Source organism: Pseudomonas sp. AC242, assembly GCF_979258655.1.
Window position 1 is genome coordinate 1,017,166 of record NZ_OZ409873.1, and the last position, 21,183, is coordinate 1,038,348.

The 21,183-nt window shown below is 59.4% G+C and carries 22 protein-coding genes; 19 read left to right on the plus strand and 3 right to left on the minus strand.

Features of this window, described 5'->3' with window-relative positions; translation table 11 throughout:
• The first annotated feature begins 285 nt into the window (after window positions 1-285).
• The 9 genes from fliL to ACZZ0A_RS04645 all read left to right on the plus strand — a co-directional run bounded on the left by fliL (window position 286) and on the right by ACZZ0A_RS04645 (window position 6,058).
• Complete coding sequence (gene fliL / locus ACZZ0A_RS04605) at window positions 286-789, plus strand: flagellar basal body-associated protein FliL (protein ID WP_007920033.1); 504 nt, start codon at window positions 286-288, stop codon at window positions 787-789.
• Window positions 790-798: 9 nt separating this feature from the next.
• The gene (fliM, locus tag ACZZ0A_RS04610) at window positions 799-1,767 is read left to right on the plus strand and encodes a flagellar motor switch protein FliM (RefSeq protein ID WP_007920032.1); all 969 of its coding nucleotides are present in this window, start codon (window positions 799-801) and stop codon (window positions 1,765-1,767) included.
• 56 nt (window positions 1,768-1,823) lie between these two features.
• Window positions 1,824-2,273, plus strand: coding sequence for a flagellar motor switch protein FliN (fliN, locus tag ACZZ0A_RS04615; protein WP_007920031.1), 450 nt, complete (start codon window positions 1,824-1,826; stop codon window positions 2,271-2,273).
• Entirely contained in the window at window positions 2,274-2,726 is a 453-nt protein-coding gene (gene fliO / locus ACZZ0A_RS04620; RefSeq protein WP_007920029.1) for a flagellar biosynthetic protein FliO, read from the plus strand.
• A complete protein-coding gene (fliP, locus tag ACZZ0A_RS04625; RefSeq protein WP_007920027.1) occupies window positions 2,726-3,484 on the plus strand; it encodes a flagellar type III secretion system pore protein FliP in 759 nt (252 codons plus the stop codon). The genes fliO and fliP overlap by 1 nt, the downstream gene beginning before the upstream one ends.
• Window positions 3,481-3,750, plus strand: coding sequence for a flagellar biosynthesis protein FliQ (fliQ, locus tag ACZZ0A_RS04630; protein WP_007920026.1), 270 nt, complete (start codon window positions 3,481-3,483; stop codon window positions 3,748-3,750). The genes fliP and fliQ overlap by 4 nt, the downstream gene beginning before the upstream one ends.
• Window positions 3,751-3,753: 3 nt before the next feature.
• Window positions 3,754-4,539 carry a flagellar biosynthetic protein FliR gene (gene fliR, locus ACZZ0A_RS04635; protein WP_007920024.1) on the plus strand — a complete coding sequence of 262 codons (786 nt, stop codon included), beginning with the start codon at window positions 3,754-3,756 and terminating at the stop codon, window positions 4,537-4,539.
• 3 nt (window positions 4,540-4,542) lie between these two features.
• A complete protein-coding gene (gene flhB, locus ACZZ0A_RS04640; RefSeq protein WP_463542576.1) occupies window positions 4,543-5,682 on the plus strand; it encodes a flagellar biosynthesis protein FlhB in 1,140 nt (379 codons plus the stop codon).
• A 139-nt stretch (window positions 5,683-5,821) separates the two neighbouring features.
• Window positions 5,822-6,058 (plus strand): hypothetical protein, encoded by a 237-nt coding sequence (locus tag ACZZ0A_RS04645; RefSeq protein ID WP_095114143.1) that lies wholly within the window; start codon window positions 5,822-5,824, stop codon window positions 6,056-6,058.
• A 167-nt stretch (window positions 6,059-6,225) separates the two neighbouring features.
• Here ACZZ0A_RS04645 and ACZZ0A_RS04650 read toward each other — a convergent pair whose 3' ends face one another.
• Complete coding sequence (locus tag ACZZ0A_RS04650) at window positions 6,226-6,585, minus strand: DUF6124 family protein (RefSeq protein WP_463542577.1); 360 nt, start codon at window positions 6,583-6,585, stop codon at window positions 6,226-6,228.
• 649 nt (window positions 6,586-7,234) lie between these two features.
• On the minus strand, window positions 7,235-8,335 hold the full coding sequence (locus ACZZ0A_RS04655; protein WP_463542578.1) for a hypothetical protein: 1,101 nt from the start codon (window positions 8,333-8,335) through the stop codon (window positions 7,235-7,237).
• A gap of 261 nt (window positions 8,336-8,596) precedes the next feature.
• On the opposite strand from ACZZ0A_RS04655, the gene ACZZ0A_RS04660 reads away from it, so the two are divergent.
• Complete coding sequence (locus ACZZ0A_RS04660; protein WP_463542579.1) at window positions 8,597-9,265, plus strand: hypothetical protein; 669 nt, start codon at window positions 8,597-8,599, stop codon at window positions 9,263-9,265.
• Window positions 9,266-9,403: 138 nt separating this feature from the next.
• Here the strand turns inward: ACZZ0A_RS04660 and ACZZ0A_RS04665 are convergent, their stop codons facing one another.
• Complete coding sequence (locus ACZZ0A_RS04665) at window positions 9,404-9,763, minus strand: DUF6124 family protein (protein ID WP_463542580.1); 360 nt, start codon at window positions 9,761-9,763, stop codon at window positions 9,404-9,406.
• 629 nt (window positions 9,764-10,392) lie between these two features.
• Here ACZZ0A_RS04665 and flhA point away from each other — a divergent pair.
• The 9 genes from flhA (at window position 10,393) to ACZZ0A_RS04710 (ending at window position 21,178) form a co-directional block, all read left to right on the plus strand.
• Complete coding sequence (gene flhA / locus ACZZ0A_RS04670) at window positions 10,393-12,522, plus strand: flagellar biosynthesis protein FlhA (RefSeq protein WP_463542581.1); 2,130 nt, start codon at window positions 10,393-10,395, stop codon at window positions 12,520-12,522.
• An 11-nt stretch (window positions 12,523-12,533) separates the two neighbouring features.
• Window positions 12,534-13,874: a flagellar biosynthesis protein FlhF gene (gene flhF, locus ACZZ0A_RS04675; protein ID WP_007920012.1), complete on the plus strand. Its 1,341-nt coding sequence runs from the start codon at window positions 12,534-12,536 to the stop codon at window positions 13,872-13,874.
• A gap of 116 nt (window positions 13,875-13,990) precedes the next feature.
• Window positions 13,991-14,821 carry a flagellar synthesis regulator FleN gene (fleN, locus tag ACZZ0A_RS04680; protein ID WP_003222917.1) on the plus strand — a complete coding sequence of 277 codons (831 nt, stop codon included), beginning with the start codon at window positions 13,991-13,993 and terminating at the stop codon, window positions 14,819-14,821.
• Window positions 14,818-15,558 (plus strand): RNA polymerase sigma factor FliA, encoded by a 741-nt coding sequence (gene fliA, locus ACZZ0A_RS04685; protein WP_007920004.1) that lies wholly within the window; start codon window positions 14,818-14,820, stop codon window positions 15,556-15,558. The genes fleN and fliA overlap by 4 nt, the downstream gene beginning before the upstream one ends.
• Before the next feature lie 166 nt (window positions 15,559-15,724).
• The gene (locus ACZZ0A_RS04690) at window positions 15,725-16,096 is read left to right on the plus strand and encodes a chemotaxis response regulator CheY (protein WP_161986607.1); all 372 of its coding nucleotides are present in this window, start codon (window positions 15,725-15,727) and stop codon (window positions 16,094-16,096) included.
• Between the two features lie 18 nt (window positions 16,097-16,114).
• Window positions 16,115-16,903, plus strand: a complete 789-nt coding sequence (locus ACZZ0A_RS04695; RefSeq protein WP_007920000.1) for a protein phosphatase CheZ — start codon at window positions 16,115-16,117, stop codon at window positions 16,901-16,903.
• A gap of 54 nt (window positions 16,904-16,957) precedes the next feature.
• Window positions 16,958-19,240, plus strand: a complete 2,283-nt coding sequence (locus ACZZ0A_RS04700) for a chemotaxis protein CheA (protein ID WP_463542582.1) — start codon at window positions 16,958-16,960, stop codon at window positions 19,238-19,240.
• 49 nt (window positions 19,241-19,289) lie between these two features.
• On the plus strand, window positions 19,290-20,438 hold the full coding sequence (locus ACZZ0A_RS04705; protein ID WP_123374653.1) for a protein-glutamate methylesterase/protein-glutamine glutaminase: 1,149 nt from the start codon (window positions 19,290-19,292) through the stop codon (window positions 20,436-20,438).
• Complete coding sequence (locus ACZZ0A_RS04710; RefSeq protein ID WP_003222929.1) at window positions 20,438-21,178, plus strand: flagellar motor protein; 741 nt, start codon at window positions 20,438-20,440, stop codon at window positions 21,176-21,178. Before ACZZ0A_RS04705 ends, ACZZ0A_RS04710 begins: the two co-directional genes overlap by 1 nt.
• The last annotated feature ends 5 nt before the right edge of the window (window positions 21,179-21,183 follow it).

The window sequence follows — 21,183 nt, forward strand, 5'->3', positions numbered from 1 at the left end:
CCTCACCCTAGCCCTCTCCCAGTGGGAGAGGGGACTGATTGGGGGGATGCTGGCGAAGTACGCCGACCTGATACTTTTGCTGTGAGTCCATAGTCGACTCGGTACTTCAGGTCGACGTATCACGGCAAAATAACTCGGTCGGCCCCCTCTCCCTCCGGGAGAGGGCTGGGGTGAGGGTGCCTTTGACTTTAGCGTTGTCTCCACGACCTCCGACACTTCTGGCATAACACTTGCTCTTGCCTTGCCGTGCGACTGTGAAAACCCGAATAGTGACGGATTATTGGCATGGCGAAGAGCGAAACAGCAGCAGTGAAAGACCCCGCAACCAAAGGCAAACTCAAGCTGATCATTGTGATCGTGCTGGCGTTGCTATTGGCCATTGGCGCATCCGTGGGGGCGACCTGGTTCTTCATGCACAGTGCCCAGAGCAAGCCTGCCGAGGCCGCCGATGCAGCGCCTGTCGGCAAGCAACCGGCGATTTTCGAGCCGATGGCGCCGGCCTTCGTTGCCAACTACAACCAGAACGGCCGTCAGCGCTACATGCAGGTGAGCATCACCATGCTGGCGCGTAATCAGGCTGATCTGGAAGCGCTCAAAGTGCACATGCCGGTTATCCGCAACAACCTGGTGATGCTCTTCTCCGGTCAGGATTTCGCCACCTTGGCGACCCCGGTCGGCCAGGAGATGTTGCGCCAGAAGGCCACCGCCAGCGTCCAGGAAGTGGCGCAGAAAGAGCTGGGCAAAGTGGTGATCGAACAGTTGCTTTTCACTAATTTCGTACTGCAGTAGGAACACGACATGGCCGTGCAGGATCTGCTGTCCCAGGATGAAATCGACGCGCTGTTGCATGGCGTCGACGATGGTCTGGTACAGACCGATAACGCTGCCGAACCCGGCAGTGTCAAAAGCTACGACCTGACCAGCCAGGATCGCATCGTCCGTGGACGCATGCCGACTCTGGAAATGATCAACGAGCGTTTTGCCCGCTACACCCGCATCAGCATGTTCAACATGCTGCGCCGCTCGGCGGACGTTGCCGTCGGTGGCGTGCAGGTGATGAAGTTCGGCGAATACGTGCACTCGCTGTACGTACCGACCAGCCTCAACCTGGTCAAGATCAAACCGTTGCGCGGCACCGCGCTGTTCATCCTTGACGCCAAACTGGTGTTCAAACTGGTGGACAACTTCTTCGGTGGCGACGGCCGTCACGCCAAGATCGAAGGGCGTGAATTCACCCCGACCGAACTGCGCGTGGTGCGCATGGTGCTGGAGCAGGCTTTCGTCGATTTGAAAGAAGCCTGGCAGGCGATCATGGAAGTCAATTTCGAGTACATCAACTCGGAAGTGAACCCGGCCATGGCCAACATCGTCGGCCCGAGCGAAGCGATCGTGGTCTCCACCTTCCACATCGAACTCGATGGCGGTGGCGGCGATCTGCACGTGACCATGCCGTACTCGATGATCGAACCGGTGCGCGAAATGCTCGATGCCGGTTTCCAGTCCGACCTCGACGATCAGGACGAGCGCTGGGTCAACGCCCTGCGCCAGGACGTGCTCGACGTCGACGTGCCGATCGGTGCCACCGTCGCGCGGCGCCAGTTGAAGCTGCGTGACATCCTGCACATGCAGCCGGGGGATGTGATCCCGGTCGAGATGCCGGACGAAATGATCATGCGCGCCAACGGCGTGCCGGCCTTCAAGGTCAAGATGGGCTCACACAAAGGCAACCTCGCGTTGCAAGTGATCGAGCCGATCGAGCGCCGCTGAAACGGCGCCACACCCCCTTTTGCATTAACTGAATTGTTGCCCGCCGAGGACACATGATGAACGACGATATGAACGCCCAGGACGACCAGGCACTGGCTGACGAATGGGCTGCGGCCCTGGAAGAAACCGGTGACGGTCAAGCTGACATCGACGCCCTGCTGGCCGCCGACGCAGCCAGCGGCTCGCGTCTGCCGATGGAAGAGTTCGGCAGCGTGCCGAAGAACAACGATCCGGTGACCCTCGACGGCCCGAACCTGGACGTCATCCTCGACATCCCGGTATCGATCTCGATGGAAGTCGGCAGCACCGACATCAACATCCGCAACCTGCTGCAACTCAACCAGGGTTCGGTGATCGAGCTCGATCGTCTGGCCGGTGAGCCGCTGGACGTGCTGGTCAACGGCACGCTGATCGCGCACGGCGAAGTGGTAGTGGTCAACGAGAAGTTCGGCATCCGCCTGACTGACGTGATCAGCCCAAGCGAACGCATCAAGAAGCTGCGCTGAGTGAAACGGTTTCTCTGGGCTTTGCTGGCATTGCCATTGAGCGTGCTGGCCGCCGAACCGTCGACGACCACCACAGTGCCTGCCGCCACCGCGCCGATGGTCAACAGCGGCGTGGCCGGGCAACTGACGCAACTGGTGTTCGGCCTGTTGCTGGTGCTGGGGTTGATCTTCTTCCTCGCCTGGCTGTTGCGCCGGGTGCAGCAGGCAGGGCCGGCCGGCAAGGGGCAAGTGATCGAGTTGATCGGTTCGCGCGCGCTCGGGCCGCGTGACCGTTTGTTGCTGGTGCAGGTCGGCAACGAGCAAATTCTGCTCGGCTTGAGCCCCGGCACCATCACCGCGCTGCACGTGCTCAAGGAGCCGGTGCCAGTGCCGAGCACCAGTGAAAAAGCCACTCCGGATTTTGCCCAGCAGTTGCTGAAGATACTCGGCAAGGATCAGAAGGATACGAAGTAATGGGTGCGTTACGCATCGTCTTGACGCTGGCCTTGTTGCTGGCCGCGCCGCTGGCGTTCGCCGCCGATCCGTTGTCGATCCCGGCGATCACGCTGGGCACCAACGCCGATGGCGCGCAGGAGTATTCGGTCAGTCTGCAGATCCTGCTGATCATGACCGCGCTGAGCTTCATTCCGGCGGCCGTGATTCTGATGACCAGTTTCACCCGGATCATCATCGTCTTCTCGATCCTGCGTCAGGCCCTCGGCCTGCAGCAGACGCCGTCGAACCAGATCCTCACCGGCATGGCGCTGTTCCTCACCCTGTTCATCATGGCCCCGGTGTTCGATCGGGTTAACAACGATGCGCTGCAACCGTATCTGGCGGAAAAACTCACCGCCCAGCAAGCGGTAGAAAAAGCCCAGGTGCCGATCAAGGACTTCATGCTCGCCCAGACCCGCACCAGCGATCTGGAGCTGTTCATGCGCCTGTCCAAGCGCACCGACATCGCCACCCCGGATCAGGCGCCGCTGACCATTCTGGTGCCGGCGTTCGTCACCTCCGAGCTTAAAACCGCGTTCCAGATCGGCTTCATGATCTTCATTCCGTTCCTGATCATCGACCTCGTCGTGGCCAGTGTGCTGATGGCGATGGGTATGATGATGCTCTCGCCGCTGATCATTTCGCTGCCGTTCAAGATCATGCTGTTCGTGCTGGTGGATGGCTGGGCGCTGATCATCGGCACCTTGGCCAGCAGTTTTGGAGGTGTCTCGCCATGACGCCGGAAGTTGCGGTCGATATCTTTCGTGAAGCCCTTTGGCTGACCACATTGATGGTCGCGATTCTGGTAGTGCCCAGCCTGTTGGTCGGCTTGCTGGTGGCGATGTTCCAGGCTGCGACCCAGATCAACGAACAGACGTTGAGCTTCCTGCCGCGTCTGCTGGTGATGCTGGTGACGTTGATCGTCGCCGGTCCGTGGATCGTGCAGACGTTCATGGAATACATCATTCAGTTGTACAAAAACATCCCGATGGTCATCGGCTAAGCCATGCAATCGCTGCTTCAGCTGACCGACACCCAGATCAGTACCTGGGTGGCGTCGTTCATGTTGCCGCTGTTTCGCGTGGCGTCGATGCTGATGGTGATGCCGGTGTTCGGCACCACCCTGGTGTCACGCCGGATCCGCCTGTATTTCGCGGTGGCGATCACCGTGTGCATTGCGCCGAGCCTGCCGCCGATGCCGGCGGTCAGCCCGCTGGACCTCAGCGGTTTGCTGCTGATAGCCGAGCAGATTCTCGTTGGCGCGGTGCTCGGGTTTTCCCTGCAACTGTTTTTCCAGGCCTTCGCCGTGGCCGGGCAGATTGTCGCGATCCAGATGGGCATGGGTTTCGCCTCGATGGTCGACCCGGCCAACGGTGTCTCGGTGGCAGTGATCGGGCAATTCTTCACCATGCTGGTGACGCTGCTGTTCCTGTCGATGAACGGCCACCTAGTGGTCTTCGAAGTGCTCACCGAAAGCTTCACCACGCTACCGGTCGGCAGCGGTCTGATGACCGCGCATTACTGGGAGCTGGCCGGCAAACTCGGCTGGGTCCTTGGTGCGGCGTTGCTGCTGGTATTGCCGGCAGTTACGGCGCTGCTGGTGGTCAACATCGCATTTGGCGTAATGACTCGCGCCGCACCGCAACTGAACATTTTTTCCATCGGTTTTCCGCTGACCTTGGTCCTCGGTCTGTTTATCGTCTGGGTTGGTCTGGCGGACATTCTCAATCAGTATCAGCCGCTGGCCACTGAAGCCTTGCAGCTGCTACGCGAACTGGCACGGGCGCGCTGAGTCATGGCAGAGAGCGAAAGCGGTCAGGACAAAACAGAAGACCCCACGGACAAACGCAAAAAAGACTCCCGTGAGAAGGGCGAGATTGCTCGTTCCAAAGAACTCAACACCCTCGCCGTGATGATGGCCGGCGCCGGCGCGCTGCTGGTGTTCGGCGGCATGCTCGCCGAAGACTTGATGGAGCTGATGCGCCTGAACTTCACGCTGTCGCGTGAGGTGATCATGGATCAGGGTTCCATGGGGGCATTTCTGTTGAAGTCGGGTCAGATGGCGTTGTTGGCCATCCAGCCGTTCATGATCACCCTGTTGCTCGCGGCGCTGATCGGGCCGATTTCCCTCGGTGGCTGGCTGTTTGCGGCGGGTTCCATGGCGCCCAAGTTCAGCCGGATGAACCCGGCGGCGGGCCTCAAACGGATGTTTTCGTTCAAGGCTGTGGTCGAGCTGCTCAAGGCGCTGGCCAAGTTTCTGATTACCTTGGGTGTGGCGTTGGTGGTGTTGTCGGCGGACGTCGATGACTTGTTGCGGATCGCCCACGAGCCGCTGGAAATGGCGATCATTCACAGCGTCACGCTGGTGGGCTGGAGTACCTTGTGGCTGGCCTGCGGCCTGATCATCATTGCCGCCGTCGACGTGCCGGTGCAGCTCTGGGAAGCGCACAAGAAACTGCTGATGACCAAGCAGGAAGTGCGCGACGAGCACAAGGATCAGGAGGGTCGTCCGGAGGTCAAACAGCGCATCCGCCAGACCCAGCGCGAAATGTCCCAGCGCCGCATGATGGCAGCGATTCCCGACGCCGACGTGGTCATCACCAACCCGACCCACTACGCCGTCGCGCTCAAGTACGACTCGGAGAAGGGCGGCGCGCCGATATTACTGGCCAAGGGCAGCGACTTCCTCGCGCTGAAAATCCGCGAAATCGCCGTCGCCAACAACGTCATGCTCCTCGAATCGCCGGGGCTGGCGCGCTCGATCTACTACTCCACTGAGCTGGATCAGGAAATTCCCGGCGGGCTGTACCTGGCAGTCGCTCAGGTCTTGGCCTACGTCTACCAGATCCGCCAGTTCCGTGCGGGCAAGGGCAAACGTCCGGATCCGCTCAAGGACGACTTGCCGATCCCGCCGGATCTGCGTCGCGATTCCTGACGTTGCCTTGCGGCCATTGGTCTGAGACCTCCCTTTACTGTCAACTCTGACAGGTGCAGTCGCCGTGATTTTGCAGTTTGATGCAAGGTGCTGTCGCGCGCTGGCGCGGCCGGGCGGGCGAGTGAAAGGGAGCAAGGCAATGAAAGGTATTTTCAGTAGCTACGATGAAAAAACCGGTAAAGGCACCATCACGCCGAAGCCATCCGGACGATGCCTTTCCTTTGCTGAGGCCACGGGTTTTTTTCTGACCGCCAAAGAGTACCGATTCAGCATTCCATTGGCTGATGTCCTGCAGGCGAGCGTCAAGGTGGGCGGCGAGGTCGAGTTCGAATTATCCAAGAGCAAGAATGGAAAAGTGAAAATCCTGCGGTATTGACCAACTGTCCGCAAAGCCGCTGAAAACGGGCGGCGGTTTTTTATGATCGTTCCCACGCTCTGCGTGGGAATGCAGCCCGGGACGCTCCGCGTCCCTTCCAAAGCCGAACGCGGAGCGTCCGTTGAGGCATTCCCACGCAGGAGCGTGGGAACGATCATCGCGTGTCGCTACTGCGGCAACTCCAGATTATCCATCACCCTATTCACTGCCAGCTCGCCGAGCATGATCAGCTGCGCGATACCCAGCAGCGTCCTGCGCTGTGACGCGGGTATGAGGTGGGCGAAGTCATGGGCGATGGTTCTGGCCGAAGCCAGGGTTTCGCTGGCATCGGCCAGCAGCTCCTCGTTTTTGAAGTCCGCGGTGACGGCGTACATCCGGCGGGTTTTACGTGGCGGTGGGGTTGAGCCGGGTGGGCAGAGGTAGTGATCGAGGGCGCGGTCGGCGGCTTGGTGGAGCTTTTTTGAATCGAGGGATTCGTAGGGGGAGGCGAGATCGGTTTCGGGTGGGTTGGGTGTTGGTTTGATCATGGTGAAGCTCCTGAGGTTATGGAGCCACTCTTTCCCTGTCGCTAAACAAGTGAAGGTGGCAGCTGTACGCAGGTTAGCGAACCGGTCACAGGCACCCCGGTAGACCCAAAGGTCTCCCGCATACAGCCGCCATAACGTAATTGCGGGCGAAGAGTCCCACAACGAAGCCACGAACGCTGATGCACTGAGATGGTCCGGGTCGCTAAACCCGATCGCTGATTCGTCAGCGACCGACCCACAATAGAACCCGACCCCAAAGCGCACAAGCCGGCGGATTCTGGCGTAGCTGTAGGCAATGGCGCAAGAATTTGTAGCCTGTAAGGCGTGTCTGAAGGTGTCTTTTAAACAACCGAGTTTAAAACGCAATTTGCGCTGACTTCACTGACCCCTCGCGAGCAAGCTCCCACAGGGGATTAATACGTGGTCTGTCCCCGAGAGTTCCTTGGCGCGAGCTTCAAAAGCAAAAGATCGCAGCCTTCGACAGCGCCTACAAATAACCATGTAGGCGCTGTCGAAGGCTGCGATCTTTTGATTCGGAATGCTGGAAAAACGTAGGCTGGCCCCGTTTAGTCCCGGCGCGTTTTCTGAATGGCGCTGCTAGATCCGGATGCTGGAAAAGGAAAAACTTCCGAAATTCAGGCGTCGGTTCTCAGTTGGTCAGCTCGAAATTATCGTATCGGACAACGTCGCTAGTGGGGTTTTGAATATCTATACGCGCGATGCCATGGGCCGAGAAATCAAGCTGCTTAGGGCTGTTGCCCGGATTGTAATTAACCAGTTCTTTTTTTCCGAGTGGATTACCGGCTGTGTCGTAGAACATAGCGGTTGCAGCGATGTGCACGTCCTGGTACCAAAAGCGAACACGTGAATAGGTTGAGTTTAAGTCCAGCCTTAGTGTGGAAATGGTCCCATCTGTTACCAGCACTTTGTGCTCGATTTGTCCTGGGATGTAAATTGGGCTGGCATCTGTAAGTCTGACCAGTCCTTGACTGCCAAGGTTTGTGACTTTCATGCTCGCAAGATTGAAGCTTTGGCCGGGCGAGATAGAGCGATCAGAGTATGAATCAAAGTTTTCGAGCAGATCGGGTCCTGGTACCGCCTCGCCTACCCGCACCCTCAACACCTTCGAAAACATCAACCGCTCACCGCTTCCCGATTTGTACACGGTGTAATTGATCAGGGCATCGGCGCCGCGATTGTTTGTTCGCCAGTCAGAAGGAAGTGTAAAGACTGGCGTGACACCTGCCTGAACAGGTCGCGTATCACTTTCCCATAGCGTGTTGGCGGTAGCGCGCACACGTACCGTATAGCCCGTCGTCATGCCTGCGTAGTTGACGCTAACAGTTTTCTGATCACTCGACAGGGTCGGTGCCAGGAGATCGAATGACTGAGGGAGAATGTGCAGCAGCAAATAGCGCGAAGGAATCAAGGTCGTGCCCGGGGCCGTACGTACCGTGTAAAAGACCTTCACCGTATGGCCAATGCTATCGATCACCTCCAAGCGCGGAATGCGGATGTCGATGGTGCCAGGTGTCCCCACCGTGATCACTTCCGAGTGGTAGGTGTGCCGAGGGTTTTCCCATGTAATGCGAACCGTATGACCGCGGGCCATACCGGTGTAGTGCGGGACTTGAGCGGTGATGCATTGGGCGTAATAGACATTATTGAAGTCGAGTTGATCGCCCGCAGAGCCATGTGCTTCAAGTACTTTTGGCGCCGCTGGATCGGTGACTGCTGAAACTGAGTTCATGAGGTGTCTCCTGCGTTCGAGTGATTGCCTGGAAAGGCTCCATTTGATGCAGGAAGTACGAATTCTCGCCACTGTCAGATCTGACAGGTGATCGAGTATTTCCGATGAACGGTGGCTTTGCAGATGTCCTCTTTTGGCTGGCTAGTCGTCGAGAGACCGTTGGTCTGGAAGTGCCATTCACCTGTCAACTCTTACAGTAGACGGACGGCTGTCCATGACGTCGAGATAGGGGCGCAAGTTTACCGAATCAGGAGAGTGATCATGGCAGAGCGCATTTACCGAAAACTCGAGGGCATGAGCCTGGAATATGTGTCAGGGCGACTGGAACATAATCCGAAAGAGCGGGCCATCCGTTACACCGTCACTTTCGACATGGACCTGGATTTCACCCATTTCAAACAAATGGCCAATGCTTATATTCCGAACTATCTCGACAACCCGATCAATGCGATCAGGCCTGAACTGGATGGCCTGGCTGATCACTATTCCTACAACTACCTGTTCGGTGCAGCGGGAAACGTCCGCGACAATCAGACGTTGTTCGAACTCTTCACCTCACCCGGGTATTACAACGATCAATGGGCGACCGGCCCTCGTCGGCAGGTGCGTTATGGCAAACCGGAGTTTGCCCTGGTCGGGCACAAGTTACGCGTGACTGCGCGCAGAGATTTCAGATCGCTGGATGACACGGGTCAGATCGAAATCGGAGATTTGCCGGTCATCCAGTTTCATTGGGCGCTCAATCTGCTGCAAAGTGATCTGACGGTCCCGGGAGTCATTGCGCCAGTGACCAAGGTCGTGCTGATGTACATGGATGAGGACTTCGTTGAGGTCGAAGGTGAGCAAGTTTTACGGGGTACGCGCTATGTTGGCCGCGACCAGCTCGGCTTCGGCAATATTGCGCCCAAGCAGATACTGACCGCGAAGTAACCGGCGTTAAAAAACCGCCGTCCCGATTGCGCGGTGCGGCGGTTTTTTATGCCTGGAAACACGGGTTGCTCCGAGCGGCGATCCAACGAAGACGTCAGCAGTCACAACGCCTCACTCAAGGCGTGCCACCGAGCCGTGCTACTGCGGCAACTCCAGATTATCCAGCGCCCGATTCACCGCCAGCTCGCCAAGCATGATTAATTGCGCGATCCCCAACAATGTCCTGCGCTGTGATGCGGGGATGAGATGGGCGAAGTCATGGGCGATGGTTCTGGCGGAGGCGAGTGTTTCGCTGGCATCGGCCAGCAGTTCCTCGTTCTTGAAATCTGCGGTGACGGCGTACATCCGACGGGTTTTACGTGGCGGCGGGGTCGAGCCGGGTGGGCAGAGGTAGTGATCGAGGGCGCGGTCGGCGGCGTCGTGGAGCTTTTTGGAATCGAGGGATTCGTAGGGGGAGGTGGGGTCGGTTTCGGGTGGGTTGGGTGTTGGTTTGATCATGGTGAAGCTCCTAGAGTCATTGGAGCTGCCAACGTTCGCTGCGAGACGAATGAGGGTGGCAGCTATACGCGGGTCGCAGACCGGGACTCTAGAACCGGCAGACCCGAAGGTCTCCCACGTACAGCCGCCATAAAAAAGCGGGTGTTGTGCGTCCAGAGATCGACGGGCTGCGAGACCCGATCGCTGATTCGTCAGCGACCGACCCACAATAGAACCCGACCCCAAGACGCACAAGCCGGCGGATTCTGGCTTGGCTGTAGGCAATGGCGCAAGGATTTGTAGCCTGGAAGGCGTGTCTGGAGGTGTCTTTTAAACGCCTGAGTTTAAAAGGCGATTTGGCGGACTTCACTGGCCTCTTCGCGAGCAGGCTCACTCCCAGAAGAGACTGCATTCCAAATGTAAGAGTGAAATGCACACCAAATGTAGGAGTGAGCCTGCTCGCGATAGCGGAGTGTCAGTTGACGAATTTTTTGAATGACACGCCGCTATCGCGAGCAGGCTCACTCCTACAGGGGGCATGTTTCTCTCCCGATTTCATTCCCCGGCAAAAGTTGGAAAGCTTCTTGCAGTACCCGCCGTGAGCCCGCTCTGGGCGTCAAAAGTTTGCTTTAAAGGAACGGGGAAAACCGGTGGATCGCTCTCAGTTATTCAACACTGCTCGCACAAACGTTGCCGACCTCAGTCGGGGCAATCTGGGCGTGCCGTTGTTGCTGCTGGTGATGCTGGCGATGATGATGTTGCCGGTGCCGCCGTTCCTGCTCGACGTGTTTTTTACCTTCAACATCGCGCTGTCGATCGTCGTTCTGCTGGTCTGCGTGTACGCGCTGCGGCCGCTGGATTTTGCGGTGTTCCCGACGATTCTGCTGGTCGCGACGTTGCTGCGGCTGGCGTTGAACGTAGCTTCGACGCGGGTGGTCATGCTGCACGGTCAGGACGGCCACGCCGCTGCCGGTAAGGTGATTCAGGCCTTCGGTGAGGTGGTGATCGGCGGTAACTACGTGGTCGGTATCGTGGTCTTCGCGATCCTGATGATCATCAACTTCGTCGTGGTGACCAAGGGTGCCGGGCGGATTTCCGAGGTGAGCGCGCGCTTCACCCTCGATGCAATGCCCGGCAAACAAATGGCGATCGACGCCGACCTCAACGCCGGTCTGATCGACCAGAACCAGGCCAAGATGCGCCGTCAGGAAGTCGCCCAAGAGGCCGAGTTCTACGGTTCGATGGATGGTGCCAGCAAGTTCGTCCGGGGTGACGCCATCGCTGGTCTGTTGATTCTGTTCATCAACCTTATTGGCGGCATGGCCGTCGGTATCTTCCAGCACAGCATGAGCTTCGGCGATGCCGGTCGGGTTTACGCCTTGCTGACCATCGGTGACGGTTTAGTGGCGCAATTGCCATCACTGTTGTTATCGACAGCGGCGGCGATCATGGTGACCCGTGCTTCCGGTTCGGAAGACATGGGCAAACAGATCAATCGCCAGATGTTCGCCTCGCCGAAAGCGTTGGCGGTGGCGGCCGGTTTGATGGCCGTGATGGGCTTGGTGCCGGGCATGCCGCACTTCTCCTTCCTGAGCATGGCTGCGCTGGCCGCTGGTGGCGCGTACCTGTTCTGGAAGAAGCAGAACGTGGCCAAGGTCGTGGCGCTGGAAGAGGTCAAGCGCCAGCAGGAACTGCTGCCGTCGCCGGCCCGCGCCATGGAAACCAAGGAGCTGGGCTGGGATGACGTCACGCCGATCGACATGATCGGTCTGGAAGTCGGTTATCGCCTGATCCCGCTGGTGGATCGCAATCAGGGTGGGCAATTGCTGGCGCGGATCAAGGGCGTGCGCAAGAAGCTTTCGCAGGATCTGGGCTTCCTGATGCCGACCGTGCACATCCGCGACAACCTCGATCTGGCGCCGAGCGCCTATCGCCTGACTCTGATGGGCGTGATCCTCGCCGAAGCCGAGATCTACCCGGATCGCGAGCTAGCGATCAACCCGGGCCAGGTCTACGGCACGCTCAACGGTATCAATGCCAAAGATCCGGCTTTCGGTCTGGAAGCGGTGTGGATCGAAATCAGCCAGCGTGCCCAGGCACAATCGCTCGGTTACACCGTGGTCGATGCCAGCACCGTGGTCGCCACGCACTTGAACCAGATTCTGTACAAGCACTCCAGTGAGCTGATCGGCCACGAGGAAGTGCAGCAACTCATGCAATTGCTGGCCAAAAGCTCGCCGAAACTGGCGGAAGAGCTGGTGCCGGGCGTGGTTTCGCTGTCGCAACTGCTCAAAGTGCTGCAAGCGCTGTTGGCCGAACACGTGCCGGTGCGCGATATCCGCAGTATTGCCGAAACCATCGCCAACAACGCTGCGAAGAGTCAAGATACCGCCGCGTTGGTGGCTGCGGTGCGCGTCGGCGTATCGCGCGCCATCGTCCAAAGCATTGTAGGCACTGAGTCGGAGCTGCCTGTGATCACCTTGGAACCAAGGTTGGAACAAATATTGCTCAATAGTCTGCAGAAGGCAGGACAAGGCTCGGAAGAGGGCGTTCTGCTGGAGCCAAGCATGGCCGAGAAGCTGCAGCGTTCGCTCATCGAAGCGGCGCAGCGTCAGGAAATGCAAGGTCAGCCGGTGATCCTTTTGGTCGCTGGCCCGATCCGCGCGATGCTCTCGCGCTTTGGCCGCCTCGCAGTCCCTGGATTGCATGTGCTGGCCTACCAGGAAATACCGGACAACAAGCAAGTGACCATCGTTGCGACAGTAGGGCCCAACGGCTGAGGTAGTGGTTTATGCAAGTTAAGCGTTTCTTTGCCGCCGATATGCGTCAGGCCATGAAGCTGGTTCGTGATGAGCTGGGCGCTGATGCCGCCATCATTGGCAACCGCCGCATTGCCGGCGGTGTCGAGCTGACGGCGGCACTGGATTACAAATTGTCGGCGCTGGCGCCACGGGTTCCGAACATGGAGCTCGAAGACGAGCTGCGCAAGACCCAGTCGCGCATCGTCACCGCTCAGGCCGAGTTGAGCCTGCGTGGCGAAGCCGATGGCAACAGCAATCGCCAGATTTTCGCCGGCCTGCCGTTGACGGCCGGCCTGCCGCTGACCGCAGCTGAACCGCTGACCGAGCCGACCTACGCCGCTCCGGCGCGTCCAGCCCCGGCACCTGCGCAGTCTTCCGGCGGTGTTGATCCGCGCGCACTGGATTCGATGCGTTTTGAATTGAACAGCCTGCGCGAGCTGATGGAAGTCCAGCTCGGTACCCTGGCCTGGAATCAGCTGCAAGGCAGCCGTCCGGCGCAAGCCAATCTGTATCGCCGTCTGCAACGTATCGGCCTGTCCGGCCCGTTGTCGCGCGATCTGCTGGCGATGATCACCGATATCGAAGAGCCGCGTCAGGCCTGGCGCATGTTGCTCGCGCACCTGGCACGGATGATTGCCGTACCGGAAGTCGAGCCGCTGGAAGAGGGCGGTGTGATTGCCATGGTCGGCCCGGCCGGCATGGGCAAGACCACTACGCTGGCCAAGCTTGCCGCGCGTTATGTGCTGAAATACGGCGCGCAGAATGTCGCGCTGGTGAGCATGGACAGTTTCCGTATCGGCGCTCAGGAACAGCTGAAGACGCTGGGTCGCATTCTCAATGTGCCGGTGACCCACGTCGATCCGGGCCAATCGCTGGTGCAGGCGCTGGATCCACTGCTGCGCAAACGCGTGGTGCTGATCGATACTGCCGGCCTGCAAGCCAGCGATCCAGCCCTGCGCATGCAGCTCGAAAGTCTGGCCGGGCGTGGCATTCGGTCAAAAAATTATCTGGTCTTGGCAACCACCAGCCAGAAACAGGTTCTAACCGCCGCTTATCACAGTTACAAGCGTTGCGGGCTTGCCGGCTGCATCCTGACTAAACTGGATGAAACGGCCAGCCTTGGCGAAGTGTTGAGCCTGGCGATCAGTCATGAATTGCCGGTCGCGTACCTGACCGATGGCCCACGGATTCCGGATGATTTGCATCTGCCGCGTCGTCATCAACTGGTCAGCCGCGCCGTCAGCGTGCAAATGCAGGAAGAACCCAGCGAAGAAGCCATGGCTGACATGTTCGCTGATATCTATCACAGCCCGACCAAGCAGGTAGGCTGAGGTATTCATGAACAGTTTTTGTACCTACATCGATGGTCTGCCATGCATTGTTCCGGTTGTGAACGCGCAGCCAGTAATGTGGCCTCCGTCTATGCAAGACAAGGTAAAGAAATAACATGGGCAGCATGCATCCCGTACAGGTGATCGCGGTGACCGGCGGCAAAGGTGGCGTCGGCAAGACTAACGTGTCAGTGAACTTGTCGCTGGCGCTGGCAGAGCTTGGCCGTCGGGTCATGCTGCTGGACGCCGACCTCGGTCTGGCGAACGTTGACGTATTGTTGGGGCTGACCCCTAAGCGCACGCTGGCCGACGTCATCGAAGGCCGTTGCGAATTGCGCGACGTGCTGTTGCAAGGCCCCGGTGGCATTCGCATCGTGCCGGCGGCGTCCGGCACGCAGAGCATGGTCCACCTGAGTCCGGCGCAACACGCCGGCCTGATTCAGGCGTTCAGCGACATCGGCGACAATCTCGACGTATTGGTGATCGACACCGCTGCGGGTATTGGTGACTCGGTAGTCAGTTTCGTGCGCGCAGCCCAGGAAGTGTTGCTGGTGGTCTGCGACGAGCCGACGTCCATTACCGACGCCTACGCGCTGATCAAATTGCTCAACCGCGATTACGGCATGAACCGCTTCCGCGTCCTCGCCAACATGGCGCAGAGCCCGCAGGAAGGGCGCAACCTGTTCGCCAAGTTGACCAAGGTCACGGATCGCTTCCTTGACGTGGCCCTACAATATGTCGGCGCCGTGCCTTACGACGAAAGCGTGCGTAAAGCGGTGCAGAAGCAGCGTGCGGTGTATGAAGCCTTCCCGCGTTCCAAGTGCGCACTGGCGTTCAAGGCGATCGCGCAGAAGGTCGACACCTGGCCGCTGCCCGCCAACCCGCGTGGCCACCTTGAGTTTTTCGTCGAGCGCCTCGTGCAGCAAACGGCAGGGCCCGTGCTATGACCGCAAGCGGTATGAACTACTACAAGAAGTCGGCACGTGACGCGCAGTACGAACTGATCGAGCGTTACGCGCCACTGGTCAAACGCATTGCCTACCACTTGCTGGCGCGTTTGCCGGCGAGTGTGCAGGTCGAAGACCTGATCCAGGCCGGAATGATCGGTCTGCTCGAAGTCTCGACCAAATATGACGCCAGCAAAGGCGCCAGTTTTGAAACGTACGCGGGCATTCGAATCCGCGGCGCGATGCTCGACGAAGTGCGCAAAGGGGACTGGGCGCCACGCTCGGTTCACCGCAATACCCGTATGGTCAGTGACGCAATTCGCTCAATTGAAGCTAAAACCGGCCGTGACGCTAAAGATCACGAGGTTGCAGCCGAACTCCAATTGAGTCTCGACGATTACTACGGGATTTTGAATGACACCTTGGGCAGCCGCCTGTTCAGTTTCGACGACCTGCTGCAGGACGGCGAACACGAAGGGCTGCACGAGGATGGCGCGAGTGCTCATCTTGAGCCGTCGCGCGATCTGGAAGATGAACGTTTCCAGGCTGCGTTGGCGGACGCGATTGCCAATTTGCCGGAGCGTGAGCGACTGGTGTTGGCGCTGTACTACGACGAAGAGCTGAACCTCAAGGAAATCGGTGAAGTCCTTGGCGTCAGTGAATCGCGGGTCAGCCAGTTACACAGCCAGTGCGCGGCCCGTTTGCGGGGGCGTTTGGGGGAGTGGCGAGCGCGCTGAAGGCGGTGTGGGGACACTGCGAACGAGGCTGGTGCGGTGATGAACGGCACCGGTCTTGCTCTGTTGTGCTCCAGACAGTCTTCGAGTGCTAAGCCGATTGATTGAAGTGGCGCGTCCAGGTGCTGGGCGCGTTTAAGACTGCTTGGAGGTCGAATTGAACAAAGACATGAAAATCCTCATCGTTGATGACTTCTCAACGATGCGGCGGATCATCAAGAACCTGCTGCGTGATCTTGGGTTCACCAACACCGTCGAGGCTGACGATGGCGTGACTGCCATTCCAGTGCTCAACAGCGGCAGCATCGACTTTCTGGTAACGGACTGGAACATGCCGGGCATGACCGGTATCGACCTGCTGCGCCACGTGCGTGCCGATGAAAAGCTCAAGCACCTGCCAGTGCTGATGGTGACTGCAGAAGCCAAGCGCGAGCAGATCATTGAAGCCGCTCAGGCCGGTGTAAACGGCTACGTAGTCAAACCTTTCACGGCTCAGGCGTTGAAAGACAAAATCGAGAAGATTTTCGAACGCATCGGCTGATGAACGCGCGGGGGAGCTATGGAGCATAACGAATCTTCACAGGGCGATTTCGAGTCGACCCTGAAAAAACACGCGGTCGAACTGGTCGAAAGCCTTGAAAAAGGCAGGTTCGGCGACGCTGTGCAACTGATCCATGAGCTCAATCAGACCCGTGACCGTGGCCTGTACCAGGAAGTGGGCAAGCTCACACGTGAACTGCACAGTGCGATCGTCAACTTCCAGATCGACCCGAACATGCCGCAGGCCGAGGAAGTGTCGCAAATCACCGACGCCACCGAACGCCTGGGCTATGTGGTCAAGCTGACAGAGGCCGCGGCCAACCGCACCATGGATCTGGTGGAAAGCGCCACGCCGGTGGTCAACAGTCTGGCTGATGAAGCCCAGACCTTGAGCGCCGATTGGGGCCGCTTCATGCGTCGCGAGGTCGGGGCTGAAGAGTTCCGTGAACTGGCGCGCCGGGTCGACGGTTTTCTGTCACGCAGCAGCACGGACAACCGTGCGGTGTCGAGCAATCTCAACGACATCCTGCTGGCCCAGGATTACCAGGACCTGACCGGTCAGGTGATCAAGCGTGTGACCCAACTGGTCACCGAAGTCGAAAGCAATTTGCTCAAACTCGTGCTCATGGCCAGTCAGGTCGACCGCTTTGCGGGCATCGAACATGACCGCGCCGCGATGCTTGCAGAAAAAGATCCACAAAAACATCTCTCGCAGGGTGAAGGTCCGCAGATTCATGCCGATAAACGAGAAGACGTTGTGTCCGGTCAGGACGATGTGGACGATTTGTTATCCAGCCTCGGGTTCTAGAGTTTTGGAATTTTAGGTTTTTTGGGTTTTTAGACCTGTAGGAGCACCCCATTAATGAGCTTCGGCGCCGATGAAGAGATCCTTCAGGATTTCCTGGTTGAGGCCGGCGAGATTCTTGAGCAACTGTCCGAACAACTGGTCGAGCTGGAAAGCCGTCCGGATGACGCAGATCTGCTCAACGCAATTTTTCGCGGTTTCCACACTGTAAAAGGGGGCGCCGGCTTCCTTCAGCTCAATGAGCTGGTGGAGTGCTGTCACATCGCCGAAAACGTGTTCGACATCCTGCGCAAGGGTGAGCGTCGCGTTGATGCAGAACTGATGGACGTTGTCCTCGAAGCACTGGACGCGGTGAACAGCATGTTCACTGAGGTTCGTGAGCGTGCTCCGATCACCGCCGCCACCCCGGAACTGCTGGCCGCCCTGGCGCGTCTGGCCGAACCGCAATCGGCGGACGAAGCCCCGGCTTCGCCAGTGGCCGAGATGATCGAAGAGCTGGTCGTCGAAGGCGACGCGTCGGGCGACATCACCGATAACGAATTTGAACAGCTGCTGGATTCGCTGAACGCCGTCAAGGCTGAAGCGGAAGCCCCGGCCGCTGCTGCACCTGCGCAAACGGCCAGTGAAGCTGCGAGCGATGAAATCACCGATGCCGAGTTCGAGTCGTTGCTTGATCAGTTGCACGGCAAGGGCCAGTTCGCGGTGGACGCGGTTGCGCCAGCGGCGGCAGCCCCAGCGGCACCGGCGAAGGGCGACAGCTCTGATATCACCGACGACGAATTCGAAGCCTTGCTCGATCAGTTGCATGGCAAGGGCAACTTTGCCGTGGATGCGCTGGAGTCGGCGATTGCTTCGGCACCTGCGCCGGCACCTGCGCCGGCTGCTCCAGTGGCCGCCGCTGCCGGCAGCGATCTGATCAGCGATCACGAGTTCGAATCGCTGCTCGACGAATTGCATGGCAAAGGCAAGTTCTCCGAAGTCGGCACCGCCGCTGCTGGCAGTGCTTCGACCGTCGCCACACCTGCCGCCAAGGCACCGGCCGCTGCTGCAGCGCCCAAGGCTGCCGCCAAGCCTGAGCCAAAAGCCGAAGCGCCAAAACCGGCTGCCGCTGCTGCACCGGCTCCGGCCCGTGCGCCGGCGACACCGCCACCGGAAAAACCGGCGAGCGAAGCCGAAACCACCGTGCGCGTCGACACCGCACGTCTCGACGAAATCATGAACATGGTCGGCGAGTTGGTGCTGGTGCGTAACCGTCTGGTGCGCCTGGGCCTGAACAGCGGCGATGAAGCCATGCAAAAGGCCGTGTCGAACCTCGACGTGGTCACCGCTGACTTGCAGACCGCGGTCATGAAGACGCGGATGCAGCCGATCAAGAAGGTCTTCGGGCGCTTCCCGCGTCTGGTTCGCGACCTCGCGCGTCAGCTCAAGAAAGAGATCAACCTGGAACTGGTGGGTGAAGAAACCGACCTCGACAAAAACCTTGTCGAGGCCCTGGCCGACCCGCTGGTCCACTTGGTGCGCAACGCCGTCGACCACGGCATCGAGTCGCCAGAAGAACGCGAAGCGTCGGGCAAGGCCCGTGGTGGTCGCGTGGTGCTGGCAGCCGAGCAAGAGGGCGACCATATCCTGCTGTCGATTTCCGATGACGGCAAAGGCATGGACCCGAATGTCCTGCGTGCCATCGCGGTAAAACGCGGTGTGATGGACAAGGACGCGGCCGATCGCCTCAGCGATACCGAGTGCTACAACCTGATTTTCGCCCCGGGTTTCTCGACCAAGACCGAGATCTCCGACGTGTCCGGCCGCGGTGTCGGCATGGACGTGGTGAAGACCAAGATTTCCCAGCTCAACGGCTCGATCAACATCTACTCGACCAAGGGCCAGGGCTCGAAGATCGTCATCAAGGTGCCGCTGACCCTCGCGATCATGCCAACCCTGATGGTCATGCTCGGCAATCAGGCGTTTGCGTTCCCGCTGGTCAACGTCAACGAAATCTTCCACCTCGACCTGTCGACCACCAACGTCGTCGACGGTCAGGAAGTGGTGATCGTGCGGGACAAGGCGCTGCCATTGTTCTACCTCAAGCGCTGGCTGGTCAGCTCCGCCGCTCACGAAGAGCAGCGTGAAGGCCACGTGGTGATCCTTTCGGTGGGCACGCAGCGGATCGGCTTTGTCGTCGATCAACTGGTCGGTCAGGAAGAAGTGGTCATCAAGCCATTGGGCAAAATGCTGCAGGGCACTCCGGGCATGTCCGGCGCCACCATTACCGGTGACGGCCGCATCGCGCTGATTCTCGATGTTCCAAGCATGCTCAAGCGTTACGCCGCACGGCGTATTTGAATCCGGGGCGGCGGGGCGACAACGTCCCGCTGCACCTAATGGAGTGTTTATGGCAGTCAAAGTCCTGGTGGTGGACGATTCGGGTTTTTTCCGCCGCCGCGTCTCGGAAATTCTTTCAGCGGATCCGAGCATTCAGGTGGTCGGCACCGCCACCAACGGTAAAGAGGCGATCGATCAGGCGCTGGCACTCAAGCCGGACGTGATCACCATGGACTACGAGATGCCAATGATGGACGGCATCACGGCAGTGCGGCACATCATGCAGCGCTGCCCGACCCCGGTGTTGATGTTCTCCTCGCTGACGCACGAAGGCGCCCGGGTCACCCTGGATGCGCTGGACGCCGGTGCGGTGGATTTCCTGCCGAAGAATTTCGAAGACATCTCGCGTAACCCGGAGAAGGTCAAGCAGTTGCTGTGCGAAAAGGTGCATAGCATCTCGCGCAGTAACCGTCGTTTCAGTGCTTACAGTGCGCCGGCTCCAGCCGCAGCGCCGGCACCGACGCCTGCTCCGGCGCCATCCAGCTTCAGCAGCCACAGCACCAGCGCACCGGCACGTCCGACACCCGCGCCTGTGCATGCACCTGCTCCAAGCCGTGCTCCGGCTGCCAGCGCTTCGTCGCCGGCACCGAAACGCAAAGCCTACAAACTGGTTGCCATCGGTACGTCGACGGGCGGCCCGGTGGCGCTGCAACGCGTGCTGACTCAGTTGCCAGCGAATTTCCCCGCGCCGATCGTGCTGATCCAGCACATGCCGGCGGCATTCACCAAGGCATTTGCCGAACGTCTCGACAAGCTCTGCCGCATCAGCGTCAAGGAAGCCGAGGATGGCGACATCCTGCGTCCGGGCCTGGCGTTGCTCGCGCCGGGTGGCAAGCAAATGATGATCGACGGCCGTGGCGCGGTGAAAATCCTCCCGGGCGACGAACGTCTGAACTACAAGCCGTGCGTGGACATCACTTTCGGTTCGGCGGCGAAATCCTACGGCGACAAAGTTCTGGCGGTGGTGTTGACCGGCATGGGCGCTGACGGCCGTGAAGGCGCACGTCTGCTCAAGCAGGGCGGCAGCGCGGTGTGGGCGCAGGACGAAGCCAGTTGCGTGATCTACGGCATGCCGATGGCCATCGTTAAAGCCGACCTCGCCGACGCGGTATACAGCCTCGACGACATCGGCAAACACATTGTCGAGGCGTGTCTCTGATGGATGTTTTAAGCCTTATCGGGATCATCATGGCGTTCGTCGCCATCATCGGCGGTAACTACCTTGAAGGTGGTCACCTCGGTGCGCTGGCCAACGGCCCGGCGGCATTGATCGTACTGGGCGGCACCATCGGTGCCGCACTGCTGCAATCGCCGATGAGCGCGTTCAAACGCGCCATGCAGATCCTCGCCTGGATTCTGTTTCCGCCACGGGTCGATCTGGCCGGTGGCATTGATCGCGTGGTCAACTGGAGCCTCACCGCGCGCAAGGAAGGCCTGCTGGGTCTGGAAGGCGTAGCCGATGCCGAACCGGACAACTACTCGCGCAAGGGCCTGCAACTGCTGGTCGACGGCGCTGAGCCGGAAGCGATCCGCAGCATCCTCGAAGTGGATTTCTACACCCAGGAAGCCCGCGACATCGAGGCGGCGAAAGTCTTTGAAAGCATGGGCGGCTACGCGCCAACCATCGGCATCATCGGTGCGGTGATGGGCCTGATTCACGTGATGGGCAACCTCGCCGATCCGACGCAACTGGGCAGCGGCATCGCCGTGGCGTTCGTCGCGACCATTTACGGCGTGGCCAGTGCCAACCTGGTGTTGCTGCCGGTGGCGGCCAAGCTGAAGTCAATCGCGTTGCGGCAGTCGCGTTATCGCGAAATGTTGTTGGAAGGGATCCTGTCGATCGCCGAAGGTGAAAACCCTCGCTCCATTGAGTTGAAGCTGCAAGGCTTCATGGATTAAGGGAA

Bases quoted from the DNA above. Each gene is read 5' to 3' on its own strand.
- fliL (WP_007920033.1), top strand. From the start codon at position 286: ATGGCGAAGAGCGAAACAGCAGCAGTGAAAGACCCCGCAACCAAAGGC.
- fliM (WP_007920032.1), top strand. From the start codon at position 799: ATGGCCGTGCAGGATCTGCTGTCCCAGGATGAAATCGACGCGCTGTTG.
- fliN (WP_007920031.1), top strand. From the start codon at position 1,824: ATGAACGACGATATGAACGCCCAGGACGACCAGGCACTGGCTGACGAA.
- fliP (WP_007920027.1), top strand. From the start codon at position 2,726: ATGGGTGCGTTACGCATCGTCTTGACGCTGGCCTTGTTGCTGGCCGCG.
- fliQ (WP_007920026.1), top strand. From the start codon at position 3,481: ATGACGCCGGAAGTTGCGGTCGATATCTTTCGTGAAGCCCTTTGGCTG.
- fliR (WP_007920024.1), top strand. From the start codon at position 3,754: ATGCAATCGCTGCTTCAGCTGACCGACACCCAGATCAGTACCTGGGTG.
- flhB (WP_463542576.1), top strand. From the start codon at position 4,543: ATGGCAGAGAGCGAAAGCGGTCAGGACAAAACAGAAGACCCCACGGAC.
- ACZZ0A_RS04645 (WP_095114143.1), top strand. From the start codon at position 5,822: ATGAAAGGTATTTTCAGTAGCTACGATGAAAAAACCGGTAAAGGCACC.
- ACZZ0A_RS04650 (WP_463542577.1), bottom strand. From the start codon at position 6,585: ATGATCAAACCAACACCCAACCCACCCGAAACCGATCTCGCCTCCCCC.
- ACZZ0A_RS04655 (WP_463542578.1), bottom strand. From the start codon at position 8,335: ATGAACTCAGTTTCAGCAGTCACCGATCCAGCGGCGCCAAAAGTACTT.
- ACZZ0A_RS04660 (WP_463542579.1), top strand. From the start codon at position 8,597: ATGGCAGAGCGCATTTACCGAAAACTCGAGGGCATGAGCCTGGAATAT.
- ACZZ0A_RS04665 (WP_463542580.1), bottom strand. From the start codon at position 9,763: ATGATCAAACCAACACCCAACCCACCCGAAACCGACCCCACCTCCCCC.
- flhF (WP_007920012.1), top strand. From the start codon at position 12,534: ATGCAAGTTAAGCGTTTCTTTGCCGCCGATATGCGTCAGGCCATGAAG.
- fleN (WP_003222917.1), top strand. From the start codon at position 13,991: ATGGGCAGCATGCATCCCGTACAGGTGATCGCGGTGACCGGCGGCAAA.
- fliA (WP_007920004.1), top strand. From the start codon at position 14,818: ATGACCGCAAGCGGTATGAACTACTACAAGAAGTCGGCACGTGACGCG.
- ACZZ0A_RS04690 (WP_161986607.1), top strand. From the start codon at position 15,725: ATGAAAATCCTCATCGTTGATGACTTCTCAACGATGCGGCGGATCATC.
- ACZZ0A_RS04695 (WP_007920000.1), top strand. From the start codon at position 16,115: ATGGAGCATAACGAATCTTCACAGGGCGATTTCGAGTCGACCCTGAAA.
- ACZZ0A_RS04700 (WP_463542582.1), top strand. From the start codon at position 16,958: ATGAGCTTCGGCGCCGATGAAGAGATCCTTCAGGATTTCCTGGTTGAG.
- ACZZ0A_RS04705 (WP_123374653.1), top strand. From the start codon at position 19,290: ATGGCAGTCAAAGTCCTGGTGGTGGACGATTCGGGTTTTTTCCGCCGC.
- ACZZ0A_RS04710 (WP_003222929.1), top strand. From the start codon at position 20,438: ATGGATGTTTTAAGCCTTATCGGGATCATCATGGCGTTCGTCGCCATC.